Genomic DNA, 21,717 nt, shown 5'->3' on the forward strand with positions numbered 1-21,717 from the left:
ATGCCTCATGCCTCGGCCAGCGCCTTGCGGTCCACCTTGCCGTTGCAGGTGAGCGGCAGCTCGCCCACGAGCGTCACCGCGCGCGGCACCATGTAGCCGGGCACGCGCTCGGCGAGCCGCGCCTTGATGAGCCGCGCGATCTCGAAGTCGGTGCCGGCCGGACGGTCGCGCAGCACGACGCACGCCTTCAGGTACGCCACGCGCTCGCGGCGGCGCACGGGCACCACGGCCGCCTGCTTCACGAGCGGCAGCGCGCCGAGGTTCTCCTCCACGTCTTCCAGCTCGATGCGGAACCCGTTCACCTTCACGAGCGAGTCGAAGCGGCCGTCGCAGTACAGCATGCCGCTCTCGTCGAGGTGGCCCGCGTCGCCCGTGCGGTAGGCGCGCGCGGGCGAGCCGTCGGCAAGCGTCGCGTCGAAGAAGGCCGCGGCCGTCTTCTCGGGGTTGCGGAAGTAGCCCTTGGCCACCGTGTCGCCCACGATGACGATCTCGCCGGTCCGCCCGGCCTCGCACGGGGCGCCCGTCTCGGGGTCGACGATGCGCAGCTCGGTGCCGGGGCGCGCCGCGCCCACCGGCAGCGGGCGCTCGCCGGCGAGCTCGGCGTCCCCGATCTCGACGTAGGTGACCGCCACCGTGGACTCGGTGGGGCCGTACGTGTTCGCGATGCGGGCGCGGGGGAAGCGCTCGCGCAGGGCGGCGGCCGTGGAGCGGCGCAGGGCCTCGCCGCAGAACAGGAACAGGCGCACGTCAGGCAGCAGCCGCTCGTCGAAGCTGCGGTCGACCAGGCACAGGTCGGCGAACGACGGCGTGGACGTCCACACCTCCACGCCCGAGGCGCGCAGGTCGGCGAACAGCGCCCGCATATCCTCCGTCTCCTCGCGCTCGACGGCGTGCAAGCAGCCGCCCGTGGACAGCGCGCCCACCACCTCGTACTCGGACAGGTCGAACGAGTACGGCGGTTGGTCGAGGAACACGCGCCCGCCCTCGCCGATCACCGGGAAGGTGCGCACCCAGTCCATGAAGCGCGCGACGTTGCGCGCGCTCACCTCGATGCCCTTCGGGCGGCCCGTGGATCCGGACGTGAAGATGAGGTACTGCGTCTGCTCGCCCGTCACCCACCGGCTGCGATCGGGCGCGGGGCCGAGGTCGGCGGCCGCGGCCGCCGCGCGCGCGTCGAGCGCCGCGCCTGCCGGGAGGGATGCGGCAAGCGCGGCGGGCACGGGCACGGTGGTCACCACGGGAGCGTCGCCGAGCTGCGCCAGGATGTCGGCGAGGCGCGCGGGAGGCATCTCCACGTCGACGGGCACGAAGGCGTGGCCGCTTTTGAGGCAGCCGAGGAACCCGGCGGCCATGAGCGCCGATTTGTGGCCGAGTACCACCACCGGCTGCCGCCCGTCCGTGCGCGCCGCCAAGGCGGCGGCGATGCGGTCGGAGGCTTCCCACAGCTCGCCGTACGTCGTCGTCCGCCCGTTCGACGCCCGATGCGCGGGCGCCTCCGGGTGCGCGCGAACCTGCCGCTCCACGGCGCATACGAACTCGTTCTCCCTCGTCATGGCGATCCTCCCGCAGCTTCGACTACCGTACGGGCAAGAATCTATGACGAAGTTCTCAACAAAATATCTACGGCGAGGGCCGATCACCGTCTGCGCACATTTCGGTCACCGTACCGTCGCATTGGCGCGCTCCGGCGCGCCCGCACGCCGTATACTGGAGGCCTCCGAGAGAAAGCGAGCCCATGAAGCCCACGATCTACATCGACGCGGACGCCTGCCCCGTCACCTCCGAGGCGCTCGCCGTCGCGCGCAGGAACAAGCTGGCCGTGGTCATCGCCGGCAACGCGACGCAGAACCTCGCCCGGCACATCCGGCGCGGCGACCCGCGCGAGCCCACCGGCGGGTTCTGGGTGGACACGCTTGCCGTGGGCGTCGGCGCCGACGCGGCCGACTTCGCCATCGTGCAGGAGCTCGAGCCCGGCGACATCGTGGTGACGCAGGACATCGGGCTGGCCGCCATGGTGCTGGGGCGCCGAGCGCGGGCCATCGGCGTGCGCGGGCGCGTGTACACGCTGGCCACCATCGACCTCGACATGCACATCCGCCACGAGGAGAAGAAGGTGCGCCGCCAGGGCGGCCGGACGAAGGGCCCCGCCGCCTTCGAGGACGACGACCGCGAGCGGTTCAGCGCGAACCTGCAGCGCCTCGTCGACGAGGCGCTGCGCGACGAAGAGTAAGAGCGCCCGCTGGCGAAGGTCCTGCTACAAAATCGCCGTTTTCGACGCATCGACGGGCGCTCGAGGGGACCCGTCACAAAACGGTCCCCCTCGACACCGTCCCCATCAGGCCTTTCGACTAGGGCTTCCGAATCGATACGCGATGCGGGGCATTCCCCGACGTGCCACGACGCCGAAATCGATGATTTTGCAGCGCACCTGCGTTTCGACGGAGGCCGGGCCCCTCGGGTTCAGAGAGCCGACGCATTACGCAGCGGGCATGTTCTCCCAGTAGTCCGATGAGGTGTCGTCGTTGCCGACGATCACCTTCGCGCGCAGCACGCCCTCGGCCGGCAGGTCGGAGAACCCGATGACCACGCCGTCCATCCCCCACTGCAAACCCTTCATGCCGTAGAGGCGCCGCTCCACGAACGCCTCGGACACGCGCAGCTCGGTGCCGTTCTCGATGAAGCCGCCCCCGTCGTCCACGCGGAACGAGAACCTGCCCTCCCCGACGGCCGAGGTCACCGTGCCGGTGATCGCGTAGGGGCAATCGTACGACGCGAGGATGTCGTCGAGGGTCCTCGCAGGACCGTCCTCCTGCCGATAGTATTCGCTGATTTCGACGTATACGTCCTGCGCGACGAACGTTCCGCGCGAAAGGCCCTGCTCCGAAACGATCTGCACGCTTTCTCCCACGGCCAGCTCCTCGAACGGAACGTCGAAGTGCTCGGCCGACGCGCACTCGACGTCCACCTCCGTTCCCGGTTCCAGATACTCGGTCGAGTTGGTCACCGCGAGCACGAGCGTGCGCGCTTCGGCGTCGAGGGACACGATCGCGCCCGAGACGAGGTAGGAGCTTCTCATTTGCCCGGGATCGCTCGCCGCGTCGTCCTCGGGAACCGCCGCCTCGCGCGCGTCGGGCAGCATCCTCATGAACAGGGGGCCTTCGGGCGTCGCGTACTCAAAGGTGGCCGCGCCGAACAGGAACGGCTTCTTCGTCACCTCGATCCTGCCGTCGTCGAGCACGGTTTCCTCGGGAGGCGCCAGGCGCACCGTGGAGAACAGCGCGGTCGGCAGCAACACGAGCGCGCAGAGCGCGGCGCACCCCGCAACGCGATAATCCTTGCTCGGCCCCGCTGCCGTGCCTATCGCGGCGAACGGAATCGCGACGAAGCACGTGAGGAACACGCAGATGGTCGGCACGTCGTAGACGACGCGGCGCAGCTCGAGGCCCTGCGCCGCCGCCTGTCCGCGACACGCGAAGAAGAACGCGAGGGCGGCCACGCTGATGCCCGCCGACACGACCAGCACGGCGATGCACGCCGCGCGCAGGTTCCACCGGGACGCGGGGCGCGGGCGCTCTGCCGGGGGTGCGGCGGGGCGCGGCGCGGGATCGCGCCCCTCGCGCGAGCGCCGCACGAGCTCGCAGACCAACCGCTGCACCACCGCCGCAGCAGCTAACGCGGCCGCCACGAACAGAAGGCCCTGCACGATGAACCCCGCCAAGGAATACGCCAGGTCGAGCACGCCGCTTGCGACCAGCACGCCCACCGCCACGACGAACGCCGCCTCGCCGCCGACGCGCCCCCATGAACGCCGCACCCACCGCTCGCTGCTGCCGAGCGCCCACGCTGCAGGCAAGACGAAGCCGAGGCTGCTGTACAGCATGAAGACCACATGGTCCCACACCCACGAAAGCGGGTTGGAGTAGTGGCCTATCAAGCTCGGCGATTGCAGGGAGCTGCCGACCATCAGCAGCGCCATCACCGTGACCACCACCACGAGCGCCTCGACGGCAACCGAGCCGCCCGCAACGTGCGAGGGCTTGAACGACGCCCACAGCATGAGCGTCGCCCCCATCGCCGCTGCGGTGACGAACAGGGAGAGGGTCGAGGCCTCCATCGGCCATGGCACGAGCGACGCCGCCGCCGACACGAGCACCGCGACGAGCGCGCCCGCCAGCGCATACCCGACCCGCGCGAGCGTCGTCGCAACCGGCGTTGCAGCGCTACGACTCATCGCCGGCCTTGCGGGACGCCAGCTCCTCGAAGGCGGCTTTCATGGTGGGGTTGTTCCTCGTCAGGCGCTTGATGGTGAGGTCTTGGGCCTTGTTGTTCGCCAGGCGCAGGTTGTTCTCGGACGACACGAGCGCGTCCTTGGTCTTCTGCAGGTGCAGGATCGTCTTGTCGATCTCGTCGATGGCCGTCTGGAACTTGCGGCTGGCCAGGTCGTAGTTGCGCGCGAAGCCGCTCTTGAACGTCTCCATCGACTCCTCGAAGTTCGTGATGTCGATGTTCTGGTTGCGCACGACGGCGAGCTCAGCCTTGTACGCCAGCGAGCCCAGCGCCGCGTTGCGCAGGATGGAGATCATCGGCACGAAGAACTGCGGGCGGATGGCGTACATCTTCTCGTAGCGGTACGACACGTCCACGATGCCCTGGTTGTACAGCTCGCTCTCCGGCTCGAGCAGCGTGACGAGCACGGCGTACTCGCAGCCCTTCTTCGCGCGATCGGCGTCGAGCTTCTTGAAGAAGTCCTCGTTTCGGTGCCGGTGCGACGAATCGTCCGACTCGTTCTTCATCTCGAACATGATGGAGACGATCTCGTTGCCCTCCTCGTCGCACTCGCGGAAGATGAAGTCGCCCTTCGAGCCTTCCGACGCGTCGTTGTCCTTCTCGAAGTACGCGCGCGGGAACGCGGTGGCGCGGATCTTGTTGAACTCCGTCTCGCAGTGCTGCTCGAGCGACTCGCCCACCATCTTGGTGGACAGGCGCGCCTTCATGTCCTTGTAGCGCTCGATCTCGCCGTCCTTGTAGGCGATGATGTCGTCCTTCGCCTTGAGCTCGATGGCCAGCTGCTCCCTGAGGGCGCTCGTGGCCTGGCACTTCTCGGCATCCTTAAGCGCCACCTGCGCGGCCAGCGCGTCGCGCTCGCGCTCGAGGGCCGAGCGCGCCTGCTCCACCGCCAGCTGCTTCTCCGCCTCGAAGGCGCGCTGCTGCGCGGTCGTGCGCTGCTCGAGCTCGGCGATGCGGGCGTCCTTCGCCGCGACGGCGTCGGCCAGCGCCCGCTCGCGCTCGACCTGGGCGAGGCGCGCCTCGTTCTCGCGCTCGCGCGCGGCCGCCTCCAGGCGGGCTTCCAACTCCGCGATGCGCGCCTCCTTCTGCGCCGCCGCCCCCTGCGCGTCGCCGAGCGCCTGGGCCACGGCGAGCTCCACCGCCTGGCGCTTCTCGGTTTCCAGCAAGTCGGCGTGGCGGCGCACCTCCTTGTCGAACTCGGCGTCGCGCACCTGCTTCACGATGGCCGCGAACCCGGCTTCGTCGATGGTGAACATCTCGCCGCAGTGGGGGCACTTGATCTCGTTCATGCTGCTCTCCTTCTCCCGTATCCCTCCGATTCTACCCCATCGGCCCCGCGCGCCCGCCCTCCTTTCGGGACAGGCCGGCGTTTTCCGCGTCGCGCGCTCATTAAGCCTATCGTTGATGGTTGCGATTGGCTATTGACAAAAAATGGGGGGGGGGGGGCAAGATGTTGCACTAGGTGAATTCGCTTGCGTGCCGTGTTCCTGCGCTCATGCCGAACCAGCCGTCCCAACCACCAAGGAGACAAGGATCGCAGGATGATTTTGAAGAAGAGGCTTATCGCCGTGGTCTGCGCGGCAGCGCTCGCGCTCGCCCTGCCCACGCTCGCTTGGGCGAACCCGAGCCCCGGCGGGTCGACCTTCCCACCCGGAAGCGGGATAATGGGAGGCAACAGCACCAAACAGATCGGGATCACGCTCGTCTCCTTCGATGGAATGGTTGATGAGATGGATTTCGCCCAGGTAGCAGCTTCGAATGTGCCCGATGGCGCAACGATTCACTTTTCCTGCAAGCTCAAGGGCAATGCGACCAACCTCAACTTGAAGTTCATTGCATCCCAAGCAACAGGCAAAACCGTGACCGTCTTCATCGAGCATGACGACGGCACCTTCGAGCAGAAGGTCGCCGACGTGGCCGCGGACGGCACGTTCTCCATCCACAGCGACCGCCTTTCTCTGTTCACGATCGTGATCGGCGATTACGGCAACATCAGCGCCCCCGATCCGAATCCGATCCAGCCCGGAGCGGTGATCTCGGGCGAAGGCAGCGGAGCCCAGGCTGTCACGCTCGCCAAGTTCGAAGGCACCGTCGAAAGCGTGTCGTTCGGCAGCACGCCGAGCAGCAACGTGCCCTCCGATGCAACGGTCATCGATACGATCGAGATCAAGGGCGACGCGACCGACCTCGACCTGCAGTTCCTCGTGGACGCCAAGTACGCAGGCAAGAAGGTCACCGTGTTCATCGAGCACGACAACGGCGACCTCGAGCAGAAGGTCGCGACCGTCGGAGCCGACGGCAGCTTTTCCATCCACGTCGACCGCCTCTCGTCGTTCTCCATCGTCCTGGGCGACTACGGCACCAGCTCAAACGCGAACGCTGCCGACGCCGTCAAGAAGATCGACCCGACCGCCAAGTCCCCCAAGACCAACGCCGACCTCGGCGGCGTTGCCGCCCTGACCGCGCTCATGGCGCTTGCGGCCGGCGCCGCGTTCATCGGCCTGCGCAAGGTGGCCGCCAAGTAGCGCGGCGCGCTCTTCCGCTCGCCTATCGCACGAACAAAGGAGCCTGCTGTCGTTCGCAGGCTCCTTTTGCTATGACCCTTCTCGTACACGCCCGACCGAACGGCGGTTCACCATGCCGAATCACCCCCATCGCGACCACGACACGACGGCCTCGCCCCCGCCGCACAGGAGACGACGCAGGACGCGCGTCGTCGCGCTGGGCGCCCTGTTCGCCATCCTGCTCGTAGGAACCGTCGCGGGCGGAAGCTATCTGCTGTGGCAGCAGCTGGAGCTGGACCACGCGGCGCGCGTTTCCAAAAGCGCCCCCCTGCCCGAGGTGCACGACACCCCCTTGGGCACCGGGGAGAACCCCATCGACTTCGCAACGCTCCAAGCCGAGAATCCGGACATCTACGCGTGGGTGTACCTGCCGGGCACCGACGTCAACTACCCCGTGCTCAGGCATCCGAGCGACGACTCCTTCTACCTCGATCACAACAAGGATGGCGATTACGCCATCGAGGGAGCGGTTTACACGGAGTCGGTCAACGATGCCGACTTCAGCGACCCGGTGACGGTGCTGTACGGGCACTGCCTCGTGAACGGCACCATGTTCTCGAGCCTGCACGACTTCAAGGACCAGGCCTTCTTCGACGAGCACGATACCCTGCTGATCTACCTGCCCGGTCGCATACTGACGTACCGCATCGTCTCCGCGTACGAATACGACGACCGGCACATCATAAAGACGAACGACTTCTCCGACCGTTCCGCCCTGCAATCGTATTTCGACTCCGTGTCCGACCCCGACTCGGAAACGCGCACCGTGCGCGAGGGCGCCCAGCTGACCGTCGACGACAAGATCGTGCAGCTGAGCACGTGCACCAGCCCGACCGAGGATACCGCCTTCCGCTACATCGTGACGGGAGCGCTCGTCGATGAGCAGCAGACCGACTAGGGAAGCCGCGCATGCCGCCCGCCCGCTCGGCATGCGCGGCAAGCTGATGCGCGCAGGGGCCGTCGCGCTCGCCGCGATCGCGCTCGTGGCGGCAGGAGTGCTCGTTGCCGCGTTCGCCATCGTGCAGCAGGGCCGCGCCTCCGCCCTGAGCGCCTCGGCGAGCGAGGGCATCGAGCTGTTCGAAGGCGCTTCGTCCGACGATGGAGGCAGAACGATCGAGTACGGCGGCGCGCGCTACGCCCTCAACGAGAACATGGTTTCGGCGTGCTTCCTGGGATTCGATCGGGAAACCCCTTCGGAAGAAAGCGCCGGGCAGGCCGACGCCGTCATCGTCGCGGCATTCGATCTGGATGCGAACGACGTCAAGCTGATCAGCGTCCCCCGCGAAAGCATGGTGGACGTCGAGATGCTCAGCCCCGAAGGGACGTACGGAGGCACCGCCACGACGGCCTTGTGCCTCGCCTACGCGTACGGGGACGGAAAGCACACCAGCTGCGCCAACACCGTCCGCGCCGTCTCGAACGCGCTGTACGGCATCCCCATCCCCTTCTACCTGGCCCTCGACCTGAGCGGCATCGTGCCCTTGAACGACGCCGTCGGCGGCGTCGAAGTCACCGCGCTCGAGACCATTCCCGACAGCGACATCGAGCAGGGGCAGACGATCCGCCTCGAAGGGGAAGACGCGCGCCGCTACGTGCAGTGGAGGGACGAGCCGGTGCTCGAGTCGCCCCTGCAGCGCCAAGCCCGTCAAGCGCAGTACGTCGAAGCCTTCGCCTCGCAAGCGGCGAGCAATCCAGCCGCGCTGCTCGACCTCTACCAGGCTGCTGCCGAGCACGTGCTCACCAACCTCAGCATGAACGAGCTGGGCTGCCTCACGCTCTGCCTCGCCGCAAGCGACGCTTCCGACCTCGACATCGTCACGCTGTCGGGGGAAATGAGGGACGGAGCGAGCTACGGCGAGTTCTACCTCGATCAAGCGGCGGCGTACGAGACGATCCTGTCGATCTACTACCATCCGGTAGGCTAGCCCGCACGCAGCCGATCCGTCGCGCGACGGCTTTCCCCGACCTTTCAACGTGCTGTTTTGTTTCGATTCGTTTAATAAAGCGCGGGAGGCGCGTCCGGCTCCCTATAATGAACGCAGTATGAGCAACCGCATGAATGGAGGTCCGCCAAGATGGGTTACGTCGATAACGTCATCGAGCAGGTCAAGGAAAAGAATCCGAACGAGCCTGAGTTCATCCAGGCCGTCACGGAGGTGCTGTCGTCCCTCAAGCCGGTCATCGAGTCCGATCCCGCCTACGAGAAGGCCGGTCTGCTCGAGCGCCTCGTGGAGCCGGAGCGCGTCATCATGTTCCGCGTCCCCTGGGTCGACGACGCCGGCAACGTGCACGTCAACCGCGGCTACCGCGTGCAGTTCAACAGCTGCATCGGGCCCTACAAGGGCGGCCTGCGCCTGCACCCGTCGGTGAACCTCGGCATCATCAAGTTCCTCGGGTTCGAGCAGATCTTCAAGAACAGCCTGACCACCCTGCCCATGGGCGGCGGCAAGGGCGGCTGCGACTTCGACCCCAAGGGCAAGTCCGACATGGAGGTCATGCGCTTCTGCCAGAGCTTCATGACCGAGCTGTACCGCCACATCGGCGCCGACACCGACGTGCCGGCCGGCGACATCGGCACGGGCGCCCGCGAGGTGGGCTTCATGTTCGGCCAGTACAAGCGCATCAAGAACGTGTGGGAGGGCGTGCTCACGGGCAAGGGCCTGTCCTACGGCGGATCGCTGGCGCGCACGCAGGCCACCGGCTACGGCCTCGTCTACTTCGTGCAGGAGTACCTGAACTGCCATGACGACTCCTTCGAGGGCAAGACCGTGTCGGTGTCCGGCTCGGGCAACGTGGCCATCTACGCCACCGAGAAGGCGCAGCAGCTCGGCGCGAAGGTGGTCACCCTCTCCGACTCCACCGGTTGGATCCACGACCCGGCGGGCATCGACCTCGCCCTCGTGAAGCAGATCAAGGAAGTGGAGCGCGCGCGCATCTCCGCGTACGCCGAACGCAAGGAGGGCGTCGAGTACCACGAGGGCCGCGGCGTGTGGAGCGTGCCCGTGGACATCGCGCTGCCCTGCGCCACGCAGAACGAGCTGCTCATCGACGACGCCAAGCAGCTCGTGGCCAACGGCTGCAAGATCGTCGCCGAGGGCGCGAACATGCCCACGACGATGGACGCCACCGACTACCTCATGGAGAACGGCGTGGTGTTCTGCCCGGGCAAGGCGGCGAACGCCGGCGGCGTGGCCACCTCCGGCCTCGAGATGTCGCAGAACTCCGAGCGCCTGTCCTGGACGTTCGAGGAAGTGGACGGCAAGCTGCAGGAGATCATGAAGAACATCTACCATGCGGCCGACGACGCCGCCAAGGAGTACGGCCACGAGGGCAACTACGTCATGGGCGCCAACATCGCGGGCTTCAAGAAGCTCGCCGACGCCATGATGGCCCAGGGCATCGTGTAGGCGCGGCGCAGCACCGACCGCGCGCAGCGAAACGGCCTCGTCCTCGGACGGGGCCGTTCGTTTTCTCGGGAGCGAGGGAGCGAAGGGGCGAGGCGCTACCGGTCGGGGCGGTCGCGCTCCAGCAGCGACACCGTGCGCTCCACGAGCGCCGCGGGGTCGTCGCCGTCCTCGGGGAAGCGCACGGCGGCCGAGCGCGCCATGCAGAACGCCTTCTTGCCGTCGATGCGCACCTTCCACAGCAGCGCCAGCTCGAGCGCGCGCATGAGGTCGCCGAGCGCGCGGCGGTCCACGTACTCGCGGATGGCGATGGCGAAGCAGCCGGCGCTCACGCGCGCGGCCTCGTAGTCGCCGTGCACCACCGCGTCGATCTCCCCCTTCACGCTTCCCAGGTAGGCGCGGCGCGCGTCCCAGCCCAGCGAGAGCGCCGTATGCTCGAAGCCGTCCACCGTCAGGCAGACGATGGTGAACGGCGCGCAGCCGTCGCTGCAGCGGGCCGCCTGATCGAGCACGTCGATGAAGGCGCGGTAGGTGAGCAGCCCCGTCTCGTCGTCGCTGCGCACGGCCTCGGCGTGCAGCCGGCGGGAGCGCCGGGCGGCCACCACGGTGCCGCCGAGCCCGACGGCCAGCGCCTGCGTCGCGATCACGCCCGCGGCGATGAACCACAGCCAGCCCTGCGGCACCCAGCCCTGCTCGGGCATGATGGACAGGGTCCACTGCGTCGGCATGTTGAAGGACGCTTTCACCGCATGCGAGAAGTCATGGCCTCCCTCGGACGCCGCGATCACGTCCTTGCTGCCGTCCTGCGGGCTGACCGCCCACAGCTCGTAGCGGTACCCCGCCTCCTCGAGCGACGCGAGGTTCAGCTGCTCGACGACGTACGACGCCCGCACCCCCACCACCATCTCGCCGCGGTAGGCGCCGTCGACATCGACCGGCTCGATGAACAGGAACGCCGACACGCCGTTCGAGAGCTCCACCGGCCCCTCCACCACGAAGCCATCGGTCACCTTCGCCAGGGTGTAGACGTAGGAGAACGTGGCCAGGTCGGCGCCCACGGAGTCGCCGAACGCGTCCTCGGGGTAGGCGTAGGCCATCGTCTCGTCGCGGACGTACGCCACGTAGGCGATCTCCTCGCGTTCGAGCAGGTCGTTCGCGACGCGGGGAAGCCAGGACTCGTCGTCCGGGTCGACCTCGAGCGCCGACGAGAGCCGGCTTACCGGGCTCGCCACGTTGTGCAGCTTCAGCTGCATGGTCTGCTGGAAGTAGGTCAGCACGTGCTCGGCGTCGCGCTGGCGGATGGCGCCCGCCTCGGTGTGGACGAACACGCCGAGCAAGCCCGTGAGCGTGCACACGATCAGGACGTACGCTGCGAAGCCGAGCGCGGCCAGCGCATCACGCCGCCTCACCGCTCCCCCTCGTCGCCGAATACGACGTATCCTTCCTTGCCGTGCTGCTTGACGCGGTAGAGGGCCTGGTCGGCCTGCTCCATGAGCGCGTCGGCGTCGATCGAGCGATCCCACACGGCCACGCCGACGCTGCAGTGCACCGAGAACACGGCGTCGCCCGACTGGATGTCCACGTGCAGCTCGCCCACCATCTCGTCGAGCACGCCGCGCAGCTCGGCCTCGTCGTCGATGTCGGTCATGAGCAGCACGAACTCGTCGCCGCCGTAGCGCCCGACGAGCCCGTCGTAGCGACGCTCGTAGCCGCGCAGCGCGTAGCCGATGGTCTTGAGCGCGATGTCGCCGGTCGCGTGGCCGAACGTGTCGTTGACCGTCTTGAAGTCGTCGAGGTCCACGAAGCACAGCGCGTACAGCGACCCGTCGTCCTCGGCGTTCTCGAGCGCGCCCGCCAGCTTGCTCGCGAACACGGAGCGCGTGACGACGCCGGTCAGGCCGTCGGACAGGCCCGACGAGGTGAGCTCGAGGATGTCGGCGATGTCGGCGTCGGCGGGACGCTCCTCGCTGTACACCTTCCGCTGCAGCTCCTCGACGGACTTCTCCAACATGCGCGCGTTCTCGGTCTGGCGCGCGAAGTTGGCGCGCAGCAGCGCGAACGTGCCCGCGATGAGGGCGAGCACGATGACGACGAGCGGCAGCAGCGAGCCCATGACCCCCGCGTAGGCGCTCCAGAAGCTCGTGACGCACACGGCGTCCCAGCTGGTGTTCGCGATGGGCGCGGCCGCGTAGTAGCGCACGTCGAGGCCGTCGACGACCCAGAAGGTCACCGGGTTGAGGTCGAGCAGCTCGGCCTCGATCTCGTCGGCCGTCGCGCCGAAGGCGATCGAGTCGCGCAGGGGGTCGAGGAACAGATCGTCGTAGACGAAGCCGGACGTGGCCGACATGACCTGCCCGCGGCTGCCGACGAGCACCGAGTCGACGGCGCCGCTGGTCGCGCTCTCGTCGAGCACCTTCACCATGTCGTCGAAGTACAGCGACACGAACAGCGAGCCCGTCATCTCGCCGCCGTCGAAGAGGGGCACGAGCACGACGTAGTTGAGGGTGACGCCGTCGGCGCCGGCCGCGAAGCTGTCGGTGACGAGGCTCTGGCCGGTAGAGTAGCACTTCTGCATGAAGTCACGGCTGGCGAGACTCGCCGGGCCGGTGGCGTCCCACACGTTCATCTCGTCGTCGACGTAGCACAGCAGGAAGTAGCCGAAATGCTCGTTCACCTGATCCAGCATGGCCACCTTGTCCATGACGGGGACCGAGGCGTCGTACAGCGTGGGCTGGTCGGCCAGCGACTCGAGCAGCTTGAACGACTCCTCGACGCTCGCCTCGATGCGCGGCTTGGCGCCGGCGAGGGACACGTCGGCCTCGTGGCGCATGCTCTGCACCGCGAACACCGCGCCCACCGCGCACACCGCCGCCAGGAACGCCGCCGCGAGCGTGACGCCGTAGACGGCCATGCGCCGAAACGAGAACCGCGAAGCCCCGCGGGCTATGTCCGTCTTGCGTGCCATTACGTCGTCCTTCTCATGCGCACTGATTAAGTCAGTGTAGCACCCCCCCCCCCCCCCCGCAGGTATGCGCATCGAGGAACTTCCTCCGCTTCACGGAAAGATTCAGAGGCGGCACGCCCCCTGCCTCAGCGCCCGAACGCGTCCCTGCGCCGGGCCGCCACCTCCTGGAAGCGCAGCTGCGAGGGCGTGCCGACGACGCGCTCCCGGGCCGGGAACCGCGCGTCGTAGGCCGCGGCGGCAGCCTCGTCCACCTCGTACGCCGCATCCTCCACGTAGCGCCCCGCCGCGCCGGCCAGCGCGCCCTCGAACAGCTCGCACGCCTGCAGCGCCGCCGCGTACGCGTCGTCGGCCATGCGGATGCCCCGGCTTTCCGCGGGCACGAAGCCGCGGCGCCCGTAGTAGGCCGGGTCGCCGCACAGCAGCAGCGCGCCGAAGCCCAGCGAGCGCGCCTCGTCCTTCGAGCGCTCGATGAGGGCCGCGCCTGCGCCCGCTCCCTGATGCTGCGGCAGCACCGCGATGGGGCCGAGGCTCAGCACCGCGCGCGCCACGCCGTCGTCGCCCTCCACGACCGACCGCAGGCACGCGGAGCTGCCCACCACGTCGCCGCCGACCGTCGCCACGAGGTCGAGCTCGGGAACGTAGGCCGGGCACGCGCGCATGACGTGCAGCAGGTAGTGCTCGCAGCAGCCGGGGCCGTAGCGGTTCCAGAACGCCTCGCGCATCACGCGCTCCGTGGCGGGACGGTCGTCGGTCCGGGCTCGCCGCACCTCGAGTTCCAGCTCCATAGGTTCGATCCTTTCCCAAACAGCGCGGAGGCCCCGGCGATGCCGGGGCCTCCGATGTCGCGCAGCGGTCGGCGCGGCGTTCAGATCGCGCTTAGAACATGCTCTGCACGAAGATGAACAGCGGCGAGAACGTCAGCGAGACGATGGTCATGAGGTTGATGAGGATGTTCATGGACGGACCGGAGGTGTCCTTGAACGGGTCGCCCACCGTGTCGCCCACGACGGCAGCCTTGTGGGCTTCGGAGCCCTTGCCGCCGTGCGCGCCCTTCTCGATGTACTTCTTCGCGTTGTCCCACGCGCCGCCGGCGTTCGACATGAAGATGGCCAGCAGCATGCCGGTGGACACGGCGCCCGCGAGGAAGCCGCCCAGCATGGCCGGGTTGAAGCAGCCGATGACCACGGGGATGACGACGGCCAGGATGCCCGGCAGCATCATCTCGCGCAGCGCGGACGACGTGGAGATGGCGATGCACTTGTCGTACTCGGGCTCGGCCTCGTACTCCATGATGCCCTTGATCTCGCGGAACTGACGGCGCACTTCCTCTACCATCGCGTGGGCCGCGCGGGACACGGCGCCCATGGTGAGGGCCGCGAACATGAACGGGATCATGGCGCCGATGAAGATGCCGGCGATGATGAGCGGGTCGGTGAGCGTCAGCTCGAACTCGGGGATGGCATGGTGCATCGTGGCCTGGTAGGACACGAACAGCGAGATGGCCGACAGGCCCGCGGACGCGATGGCGAAGCCCTTCGCGATGGCGGCCGTGGTGTTGCCCACGGAGTCCAGCTCGTCGGTGCGCTCGCGCACCTCTTCGGGCAGGCCCGCCATCTCGGCGATGCCGCCCGCGTTGTCGGCCACGGGGCCGTACGCGTCGACGCCGATGGTGATGGCCGTGTTGGACAGCATGCCCGTCGCCGCCAACGCCACGCCGAACAGGCCGACGGCGATGCCGCCCATGTCGTCGGCGTTCGGGAACGCCATGTTGCCGAAGGTGTACGCGCCGATGATGGCGAACGCCACGAGCAGGATGGGGATGATCGTGGACAGCATGCCCGTGGACAGGCCCTGGATCACGTTCGTGCCCGGACCGGTTTCAGAGGCCTCGGCGATCTGGTGCACCGGCTTGTAGGCGTCGGAGCAGAAGTACTCGGTGGTCTTGCCGATGAGCAGGCCGGCCACGAGGCCGCACAGCACGGAGCCGAACAGCCAGATGGGCTGCGAGTCGACGGTCTGGCCGTTCCACACGAAGAAGATCGCGAGGATGGCGACGACCTCGATGAGGGCCGCGAGGTACGTGCCGCGGTTGAGCGCCTTGTGCAGCTCGGCGCCTTCCTTCGTGCGCACGGCGAGCAGGCCGATGATGGACGTGATGATGCCGCATCCGGCGATGAGCACCGGCACGACGATGGCCCACGTGGCGTCGATGCTGCCGAACGCGCCGAAGTAGCCGAGCGCGGCGAACGTCGTGGCCAGGATGGTCGGCGCCAGGATGGAGCCGGTGTACGACTCGAACAGGTCGGCGCCCATGCCCGCGACGTCGCCCACGTTGTCGCCCACGTTGTCGGCGATGGTGGCCGGGTTGCGCGGATCGTCCTCCGGAATGCCCGCTTCGACCTTGCCCACGAGGTCGGCGCCCACGTCGGCCGCCTTCGTGTAGATGCCGCCGCCCACACGGGCGAACAGCGCCACGGCCGATGCACCGGTGGCGAAGCCCTCGACCATGCCCACGTGCTCGTGCATGAGGTCGAAGGAGTCAACGCCGAACACGAGCAGGATGAGCCACAGGCTCAGGCCCAGCAGCGCGAACGAGGCCACGGACAGGCCCATGGTGAGGCCCGACTTGAAGCTCACGTTGAGCGCGGCCGCCACGGACTTCTCGGCGGCGTAGGCCGTGCGCGTGTTGGCGCGCGTGGCCACGTGCATGCCGATGTAGCCGGCCAGGGCGGACAGCACGCCGCCCGTCACGAACGCGATGGCCGTGATCGGCGACAGCGCGACGGCCATGACCACGGCCACGACGACCATGAAGATGACGAGCAGCTTGTACTCGCTCATGAGGAACGCCTTGGCGCCCTGCTGGATCTTCAGCGAAATGTTGTTCATCTTCTCCGGACCCGGGTCCTGCTTCAGAACCCATGATCCGAGATAGCCCGCCACGCAGATGCCGATTAAGGCGCAGATGGGGGCCATCCATGCGACTTGGAGCGTCACTTGAATCCTCCTTTTCCCGTACGAATACAACTATGCGACCTTTTCGCCGGGCATTCTAAGCGGGAAAGTCGCATGCAACTGCACTATTGTAGGATATTTGCAGATAATGTGAAGCCGGAATCACAGTTTTTTGTCGCTTGGGTCGAATCGCCCGGTCAGCGCCCGAAAGCCCGACGACCGTTCGCAGGCCCCCCTGCGCGATCGCGCGGGAACCGGTATCATGCACCCCTTATACTTGAGACGATCACTGCCTGCATATATATAGAGGAGTTCTGTATGACCGTTCGTCAGCGCCTTGAACCGGCGCTCTCCGCGGCCGCTGCGTTCTGTTCCGACCTGCGCGTTCGCTTATCCCCCACGCGCGGCGACCTCGTCGGCGCCGCCCTGTGCGCCCTCGCCGCCGCGGGTCTCGCCGTCTACGCCGCATGCGGCCTGACCGACGCGCCCTGGTTCGCCGCGGCGCTGGCCGTCTGCGCGCTTCTGGGCTGCGCCGCCGCGTTCCTGGCCCGCACCGGGCGCTCGGAGCGGGCGCGGGAGGCCTGGCGCCTCGCGCGGCCCCTCGTCGTGCTGCTCGCGATCCCCGTGGGCTTCTACCTGCTGGAACGTCCCTGGAACGACCAGCTGCTCGCCATGAGCCCCTACTACGCGGCGGTGAACCTGTGCGTGCTCGGCGCGCTGTTCGCCATCGTGTACGCGGCCGGCCAGCGCACGCGCGGCGCCGTCGTCCTGTTCCTGGCGGCCTGCCTCGTCGCGGGCGTGGCGAACCACTTCGTCATCCTGTTCAAAGGCCAGCCCATCGTGCCCGCCGACCTGTTCGCGCTGTCGACGGCCGCCTCGGTGGGCGCCGGCTACACGTTCGCGCTCGACGCGCGCCTGCTCGAGACGATCGTCGCGTTCGCCGCCGCCTCGACGGCCGTCGCTTACCTGCCGAAGGTGGCCGCCACGCCGCGGCGCGCCATGGCGAACGGCGCGTGCGCGCTGGCGCTGGCCGGCTGCTTCGGCTGGTGGGTGGCGTCGTCCGACATCGAGGAGGCCTACGCGTGCACCGTGGACGTGTGGGGCGTGAAGGAGTCGTACGCCGAGCAAGGGTCGGCGCTGTGCTTCCTCAAGCGCGTGCAGGACCTGAGCCCCGAGCGTCCGGAGGGCTACGACGCCGACGACGTCGCGACCCTGCTCGGCTCGCTCGGCCGCGACGCGCCCGACGCGGACGAAGGAGCCGAGGCGCCCACGGTCATCGCCATCATGAACGAGACGTTCTCGGACCTCTCGCGCTACCCCGGCCTCGCGGGCACCGACGCGCGCCCTGCGCACTACTACGAGATCGCCGCCGAGGCGCTCGAGGCGGGCGACGCGTACGTGTCGGCGCTCGGGGGCGGCACGTGCAACAGCGAGTTCGAGTTCCTCACCGGCTCGAGCATGGGGCACCTCGGCGGCGGCGTGTACCCGTACGTGCTGTACGACCTCGACGGCGCCGAGAGCCTCGTGTCGTACTTCGACTCGCTCGGCTACGGCACCCACGCCATCCATCCCGCCGAGAACACGAACTGGCGGCGCGACCGCGTGTACGACCAGCTGGGCTTCGACGAGTTCGCCGACCAGGACGCCTTCGCCGACGCCGACACGCTGCGCGGGCTCACCACCGACCGCGCGACGTACGACTACGTGCTCGACCTGCTGGAAGCCGACGAGGACCCGCAGTTCATCTTCGACGTGACGCTGCAGAACCACGGCGGCTACGACGTGGGCGGCCTGTCCGACGACCTCGCGGTGAGCGTGCCGCTGGGCGACGGCAGCACGTCCTCGGAGCTCGACGAGTACGCGAGCGTCATCCGCCAGGCCGACCGCGACCTCGCCTACCTCGTGGATCGCCTCGATGCGCTCGACCGGCCCGTGGTGCTGTGCTTCTTCGGCGACCACCAGCCCGGTTTCAGCGATTGGCTGTTCGAGGCCACCCACGACGGCGCGACGGCCGACGACCTGGGGCTCGAGGCCGTGCAGGAGCGCTACACGGTGCCGTACCTCATCTGGGCGAACGACGCCGCCCGGGCGCAGGGCGTCCACGAGCTGGACGGCGGCGCCGACGGGCGCACGAGCCTCAACTACCTGGGATCGAAGCTGGTGGAGGCCGCGGGCCTGCCCACGACGAGCTACCAGCGCTTCCTGCTGGCCGTGCGCGAGGCGATCCCCGCCATCAACCTCAACGGCTTCCTGACCGCCGACGGCGCCTGGCACGGCTTCGGCGACGAGGAGGAGGCCGGCGTGCTCGAGGCGCTGCGCGCCTACGCGACGGTGCAGTACGACAACCTGTTCAACAAGGATTCGGAGTGGACGGGCAAGTAGAGGATCTCCCCTCCTCGGAACAGGGATCCTCCTCCCCTCTGGCGCGGGGAGAGGTGTGCGGTTCGGCACGGGCATCCGCGCCGATTCGACCGGGGCGCGGCGTGCGATCGGCGCGACGCGAGCCGCACGCATCCCGCCCCCGTCGTCGCGCCAAAAACGAGATGGGGCCGCGCCAAAGAAGCGGCAGCCACCCCGAAAGCCGGGTTACCCGAAGACGAAGGCTACAGGTTCTCCCTGACCCAGGCTATGTTGCCTTTCACCGTGGACACGAGCTCGTCCAAGTCGTCGAACTTCCGCATCTCGCGCAGCCAGTGGAGGAACTCCACCTTGACCGGCTTGCCGTAGAGGTCGCCGGAGAAGTCGAGGAGGTGCACCTCGCAGGTGGCGGTGGCGCGGTCGGCGAAGGTGGCGGCCACGCCCACGTTCACGGCGGCCTTGTAGCGCGCGCCGTCCACGTGCGCGTAGGCGGCGTACACGCCGTCGCCGAGCGGCCTCATCTGGTCGGGCACGGTGAGGTTCGCGGTGCGGAAGCCCAGATCGGCCCCTTCCCCGCGGCCCGGCTCCACGACGCCGGTCATGAAGTACGGGCGTCCCAGCAGGTGGTTCGCCTCTTCGATGTCGCCGTCGGCCAGCAGCAGGCGGATGCGCGTGGCCGTGATGGGCGCGCCGTCGTCGCTCTTCAGTTCGTGCGCCTGCACGTCCGTACCGCCCTCGGCAGCCCATGCGTCGAGGTCGCGCACCGTGCCCGCCGCCCGCGCGCCGAACTTGAAGTCGTAGCCCACGTGCAGGCACGACGGCACGGTGCCGTCGAACGTCTGCACGAGGAACTCCTCCGGCGACGACGCGGCGAAGTCGCGCGTGAACGGCAGCACCGCGACGGCGTCGACGCCGCTGTCCGCCAGCATGAGCACGCGCTCCTCGTTCGTCATGAGCTTCTTGAGGCGCGTCGGATGGAACACCTCGTCGGGATCGATGTCGAACGTCAGCGCCACGCTGGCGCCGCCGCTCTCGGCCGCGGTGGTGCGGGCGCAGTCGAGCAGGAAGCGATGACCCCGATGCACGCCGTCGAACACGCCGAACGCGCACGACGTGCCTTTGAAGAACCCGTGGTCGAACGATGCGTCGACCCTATATATCTCTGCCACGAGACACCCCCGTTTGAAACACGCAGCGCGTCTCGAACCGAGCGCGCCCCTCGTCGAACGCGTACAGCGCGACGAGCTTGTTGTCCGTCAACACGGCCACGAGCTCGCCGTCGCGCGGCGGCTCGCAGCTTTCGCGCACGCCTGCGGTGCAGGCGCACATCTCGGCTGCCGACGTCGTTCTTCTCCGTTCGAACAGCCCCAGCTCGGCAGCAGGCAGCTGCGCGCCGTTCGCCACCTTCTTCGCCAGCTCGTCCTGGGCGTAGGAGAACCGCACGCCCAGCAGGCGCACCGGGTCGAGCGCGGCGCGGTCCTTGAGCTCGGCCAGCGTCTCCAGGCTCACGCACTCGTCGAGCGCGAGCAGCCCCAGCTCGGTGCGCTCGAGCGCGCCCACGTGCGCCGGACAGCCCAGCGCCACGCCCGCGTCGCGGGCGAGCGCGCGGATGTAGGTGCCCTTCGACACTTCGAACGACACGTCCCACGAGGGCAGCTCCTCGCCGTCGCCCTCGCGCACGCCCAGCAGCCGCGCATCGTACACCTCGATGTCGCGCGGCGCGAGGTCGATGATGTTGCCGGCGCGCGCGGCTTCGTAGGACTTCTTCCCGTTCACCTTGATGGCCGAGTACGCCGGCGGCATCTGCTTGCGCTTGCCCACGAGGCCGGCCACGAACGCGGCCGCGAACTCGGGATCGAGCACGCGGTCGGGCACCTCGCCCGTGCGCACCACCTGGCCGGCGGCGTCGTCGGTGTCGGTGCCGGCGCCGAACGCGATGGACACGCGATAGCGCTTGTCGTGCCCGGTCAGATACGACCCCAGGCGCGTGGCCGGCCCGACGCAGATGGGAAGCACGCCGGTGGCCATCGGGTCGAGCGTGCCCGTGTGCCCCACGCGCCGCTCGCCGAAGATGGACCGGCAGCGGTTCACCACGTCATGAGAACTCATGCCGGCGGGTTTGTTCACCCCGACGACCAGCGACAGCCCCGATAACCCCCGTTTCACGCGCGGCACGCCCCCTCGTCTGCGGCGAAGGTCGCCCCAAGCGTCTCGTCGACCAGGCGGCGCGCCTCGTCCATGGTGCAGGACAGCGTGAATCCGGCCGCGGCGACGTGGCCTCCCCCGCCGAACGAGCGCGCGATGGCCGCCACGTCGGTGTCGTCCTTGGCGCGCAGGCTGCCGCGCACCACGTCGCCCTGCTCGCGCAGCATGCAGGCCACGCGCACGCCCGCCACCGAGCGCAGCGCGTCGATGATGGGCTCGGCGTCGGCCTTCACCGCGCCGGCAGCCGCGAAGTCCTCGGCGACGAGCCAGCTCATCGCGTAGGCCCCACCTGCGCCGAACGCCATGCGCTCTACGGCGACGCCCTCGAGACGCACGGACGGCAGCGTGCGGTTCTGGAAGATGGCGCGCGACACCGACGCCGGGTCGGCCCCCGCCTCCACCATCTCGGAAGCGGCGCGCATCGCGGCCGCGTCGGTGTTCTGGTACTGGAAGCGGCCCGTGTCGGTGACGAGGCCCGTGTAGCAGCACAGCGCCACGTCGCCGGAGCGATCCGCGCCCAGGAGGTCGGCGAGCTCCCACACGAGCATCGTGGTGGACGCGGCGGCGGGGTCGACGTACACGAGGTCGGACATGGTGGTGTCCACCGCGTGGTGGTCGACGGTTATCGCCAGCTCGCAGCCGTCGCGCAGGGCGGCGGCCGCCTCGCCGACGCGCTCGCGGGTGGGGACGTCCACCCCGACGAACGTGCGGGCGCGCCCATCGAAGGACGCCGCCGGCACCAGCTCGGACGCGCCCGGCAGGAAGCCGAGCCGCTCGTCGATGGGCTCGTCCGACGCCAGCAGGCAGGTCACGCGCTTGCCGAGCCCCTTGAGGGCCGCGGCCAGGCCGAGCTGCGAGCCCAGGCAGTCGCCGTCGGGGCTCACGTGCCCGCAGATGATGAAGTCGTCATGGGCCTGCAACGCCTCGGCGATGGAGCCGAGGTCGGTGTTCGTCTGGGGCGTGACCGTCATGGGGTCTC

16 protein-coding genes are annotated in these 21,717 nt (G+C 68.6%); 6 read left to right on the top strand and 10 right to left on the bottom strand.

The features are described from left to right. Positions 1–5 precede the first annotated feature (5 nt). On the bottom strand, positions 6–1,553 hold the full coding sequence (gene dltA / locus GS424_RS10170) for a D-alanine--poly(phosphoribitol) ligase subunit DltA (RefSeq protein ID WP_160942312.1): 1,548 nt from the start codon (positions 1,551–1,553) through the stop codon (positions 6–8). A 182-nt stretch (positions 1,554–1,735) separates the two neighbouring features. Between dltA and GS424_RS10175 the strand changes: the two genes are divergently transcribed. Continuing rightward, complete coding sequence (locus GS424_RS10175; RefSeq protein WP_160942311.1) at positions 1,736–2,230, top strand: YaiI/YqxD family protein; 495 nt, start codon at positions 1,736–1,738, stop codon at positions 2,228–2,230. 246 nt (positions 2,231–2,476) lie between these two features. On the opposite strand, the gene GS424_RS10180 is transcribed toward GS424_RS10175, so the two are convergent. Beyond that, positions 2,477–4,231, bottom strand: a complete 1,755-nt coding sequence (locus tag GS424_RS10180) for a hypothetical protein (RefSeq protein WP_160942310.1) — start codon at positions 4,229–4,231, stop codon at positions 2,477–2,479. Then, the gene (locus GS424_RS10185; RefSeq protein ID WP_160942309.1) at positions 4,221–5,576 is read right to left on the bottom strand and encodes a DUF2130 domain-containing protein; all 1,356 of its coding nucleotides are present in this window, start codon (positions 5,574–5,576) and stop codon (positions 4,221–4,223) included. The genes GS424_RS10180 and GS424_RS10185 overlap by 11 nt, the downstream gene beginning before the upstream one ends. 252 nt (positions 5,577–5,828) lie before the next feature. Between GS424_RS10185 and GS424_RS10190 the strand changes: the two genes are divergently transcribed. The 4 genes from GS424_RS10190 (at position 5,829) to gdhA (ending at position 10,258) form a co-directional block, all read left to right on the top strand. Further along, the gene (locus tag GS424_RS10190; protein ID WP_160942308.1) at positions 5,829–6,812 is read left to right on the top strand and encodes a hypothetical protein; all 984 of its coding nucleotides are present in this window, start codon (positions 5,829–5,831) and stop codon (positions 6,810–6,812) included. Between the two features lie 112 nt (positions 6,813–6,924). After that, positions 6,925–7,749: a class B sortase gene (locus GS424_RS10195; RefSeq protein ID WP_160942307.1), complete on the top strand. Its 825-nt coding sequence runs from the start codon at positions 6,925–6,927 to the stop codon at positions 7,747–7,749. After that, entirely contained in the window at positions 7,730–8,776 is a 1,047-nt protein-coding gene (locus GS424_RS10200; protein ID WP_160942306.1) for an LCP family protein, read from the top strand. Before GS424_RS10195 ends, GS424_RS10200 begins: the two co-directional genes overlap by 20 nt. A 150-nt stretch (positions 8,777–8,926) precedes the next feature. Next, positions 8,927–10,258, top strand: a complete 1,332-nt coding sequence (gene gdhA, locus GS424_RS10205) for an NADP-specific glutamate dehydrogenase (RefSeq protein WP_160942305.1) — start codon at positions 8,927–8,929, stop codon at positions 10,256–10,258. A 95-nt stretch (positions 10,259–10,353) separates the two neighbouring features. On the opposite strand, the gene GS424_RS10210 is transcribed toward gdhA, so the two are convergent. The 4 genes from GS424_RS10210 to GS424_RS10225 form a co-directional block, all read right to left on the bottom strand. Further along, a complete protein-coding gene (locus GS424_RS10210; protein WP_160942304.1) occupies positions 10,354–11,664 on the bottom strand; it encodes a GGDEF domain-containing protein in 1,311 nt (436 codons plus the stop codon). Then, positions 11,661–13,220 carry a GGDEF domain-containing protein gene (locus GS424_RS10215; RefSeq protein ID WP_160942303.1) on the bottom strand — a complete coding sequence of 520 codons (1,560 nt, stop codon included), beginning with the start codon at positions 13,218–13,220 and terminating at the stop codon, positions 11,661–11,663. Before GS424_RS10215 ends, GS424_RS10210 begins: the two co-directional genes overlap by 4 nt. A gap of 125 nt (positions 13,221–13,345) precedes the next feature. Next, positions 13,346–14,005: a GNAT family N-acetyltransferase gene (locus GS424_RS10220; RefSeq protein WP_218958852.1), complete on the bottom strand. Its 660-nt coding sequence runs from the start codon at positions 14,003–14,005 to the stop codon at positions 13,346–13,348. 91 nt (positions 14,006–14,096) lie between these two features. Then, a complete protein-coding gene (locus tag GS424_RS10225) occupies positions 14,097–16,196 on the bottom strand; it encodes a sodium-translocating pyrophosphatase (protein WP_186938147.1) in 2,100 nt (699 codons plus the stop codon). 297 nt (positions 16,197–16,493) lie between these two features. Between GS424_RS10225 and GS424_RS10230 the strand changes: the two genes are divergently transcribed. Next, complete coding sequence (locus GS424_RS10230) at positions 16,494–18,557, top strand: LTA synthase family protein (protein ID WP_160942301.1); 2,064 nt, start codon at positions 16,494–16,496, stop codon at positions 18,555–18,557. Between the two features lie 221 nt (positions 18,558–18,778). Here the strand turns inward: GS424_RS10230 and ribF are convergent, their stop codons facing one another. From ribF to GS424_RS10245, 3 genes are read right to left on the bottom strand one after another with little or no spacing between them, the layout of a single operon-like run. Next, positions 18,779–19,702: a riboflavin biosynthesis protein RibF gene (gene ribF, locus GS424_RS10235; protein ID WP_160942300.1), complete on the bottom strand. Its 924-nt coding sequence runs from the start codon at positions 19,700–19,702 to the stop codon at positions 18,779–18,781. Continuing rightward, a complete protein-coding gene (gene truB / locus GS424_RS10240; RefSeq protein WP_160942299.1) occupies positions 19,686–20,708 on the bottom strand; it encodes a tRNA pseudouridine(55) synthase TruB in 1,023 nt (340 codons plus the stop codon). Before truB ends, ribF begins: the two co-directional genes overlap by 17 nt. Beyond that, complete coding sequence (locus tag GS424_RS10245; protein WP_160942298.1) at positions 20,696–21,709, bottom strand: DHH family phosphoesterase; 1,014 nt, start codon at positions 21,707–21,709, stop codon at positions 20,696–20,698. The genes truB and GS424_RS10245 overlap by 13 nt, the downstream gene beginning before the upstream one ends. Positions 21,710–21,717: the final 8 nt, after the last annotated feature.

Source organism: Eggerthella guodeyinii (genome assembly GCF_009834925.2).
Lineage (GTDB): Bacteria > Actinomycetota > Coriobacteriia > Coriobacteriales > Eggerthellaceae > Eggerthella > Eggerthella guodeyinii.

Bases quoted from the DNA above. Each gene is read 5' to 3' on its own strand.
- dltA (WP_160942312.1), bottom strand. From the start codon at position 1,553: ATGACGAGGGAGAACGAGTTCGTATGCGCCGTGGAGCGGCAGGTTCGC.
- GS424_RS10175 (WP_160942311.1), top strand. From the start codon at position 1,736: ATGAAGCCCACGATCTACATCGACGCGGACGCCTGCCCCGTCACCTCC.
- GS424_RS10180 (WP_160942310.1), bottom strand. From the start codon at position 4,231: ATGAGTCGTAGCGCTGCAACGCCGGTTGCGACGACGCTCGCGCGGGTC.
- GS424_RS10185 (WP_160942309.1), bottom strand. From the start codon at position 5,576: ATGAACGAGATCAAGTGCCCCCACTGCGGCGAGATGTTCACCATCGAC.
- GS424_RS10190 (WP_160942308.1), top strand. From the start codon at position 5,829: ATGATTTTGAAGAAGAGGCTTATCGCCGTGGTCTGCGCGGCAGCGCTC.
- GS424_RS10195 (WP_160942307.1), top strand. From the start codon at position 6,925: ATGCCGAATCACCCCCATCGCGACCACGACACGACGGCCTCGCCCCCG.
- GS424_RS10200 (WP_160942306.1), top strand. From the start codon at position 7,730: ATGAGCAGCAGACCGACTAGGGAAGCCGCGCATGCCGCCCGCCCGCTC.
- gdhA (WP_160942305.1), top strand. From the start codon at position 8,927: ATGGGTTACGTCGATAACGTCATCGAGCAGGTCAAGGAAAAGAATCCG.
- GS424_RS10215 (WP_160942303.1), bottom strand. From the start codon at position 13,220: ATGGCACGCAAGACGGACATAGCCCGCGGGGCTTCGCGGTTCTCGTTT.
- GS424_RS10220 (WP_218958852.1), bottom strand. From the start codon at position 14,005: ATGGAGCTGGAACTCGAGGTGCGGCGAGCCCGGACCGACGACCGTCCC.
- GS424_RS10225 (WP_186938147.1), bottom strand. From the start codon at position 16,196: ATGGCCCCCATCTGCGCCTTAATCGGCATCTGCGTGGCGGGCTATCTC.
- GS424_RS10230 (WP_160942301.1), top strand. From the start codon at position 16,494: ATGACCGTTCGTCAGCGCCTTGAACCGGCGCTCTCCGCGGCCGCTGCG.
- GS424_RS10245 (WP_160942298.1), bottom strand. From the start codon at position 21,709: ATGACGGTCACGCCCCAGACGAACACCGACCTCGGCTCCATCGCCGAG.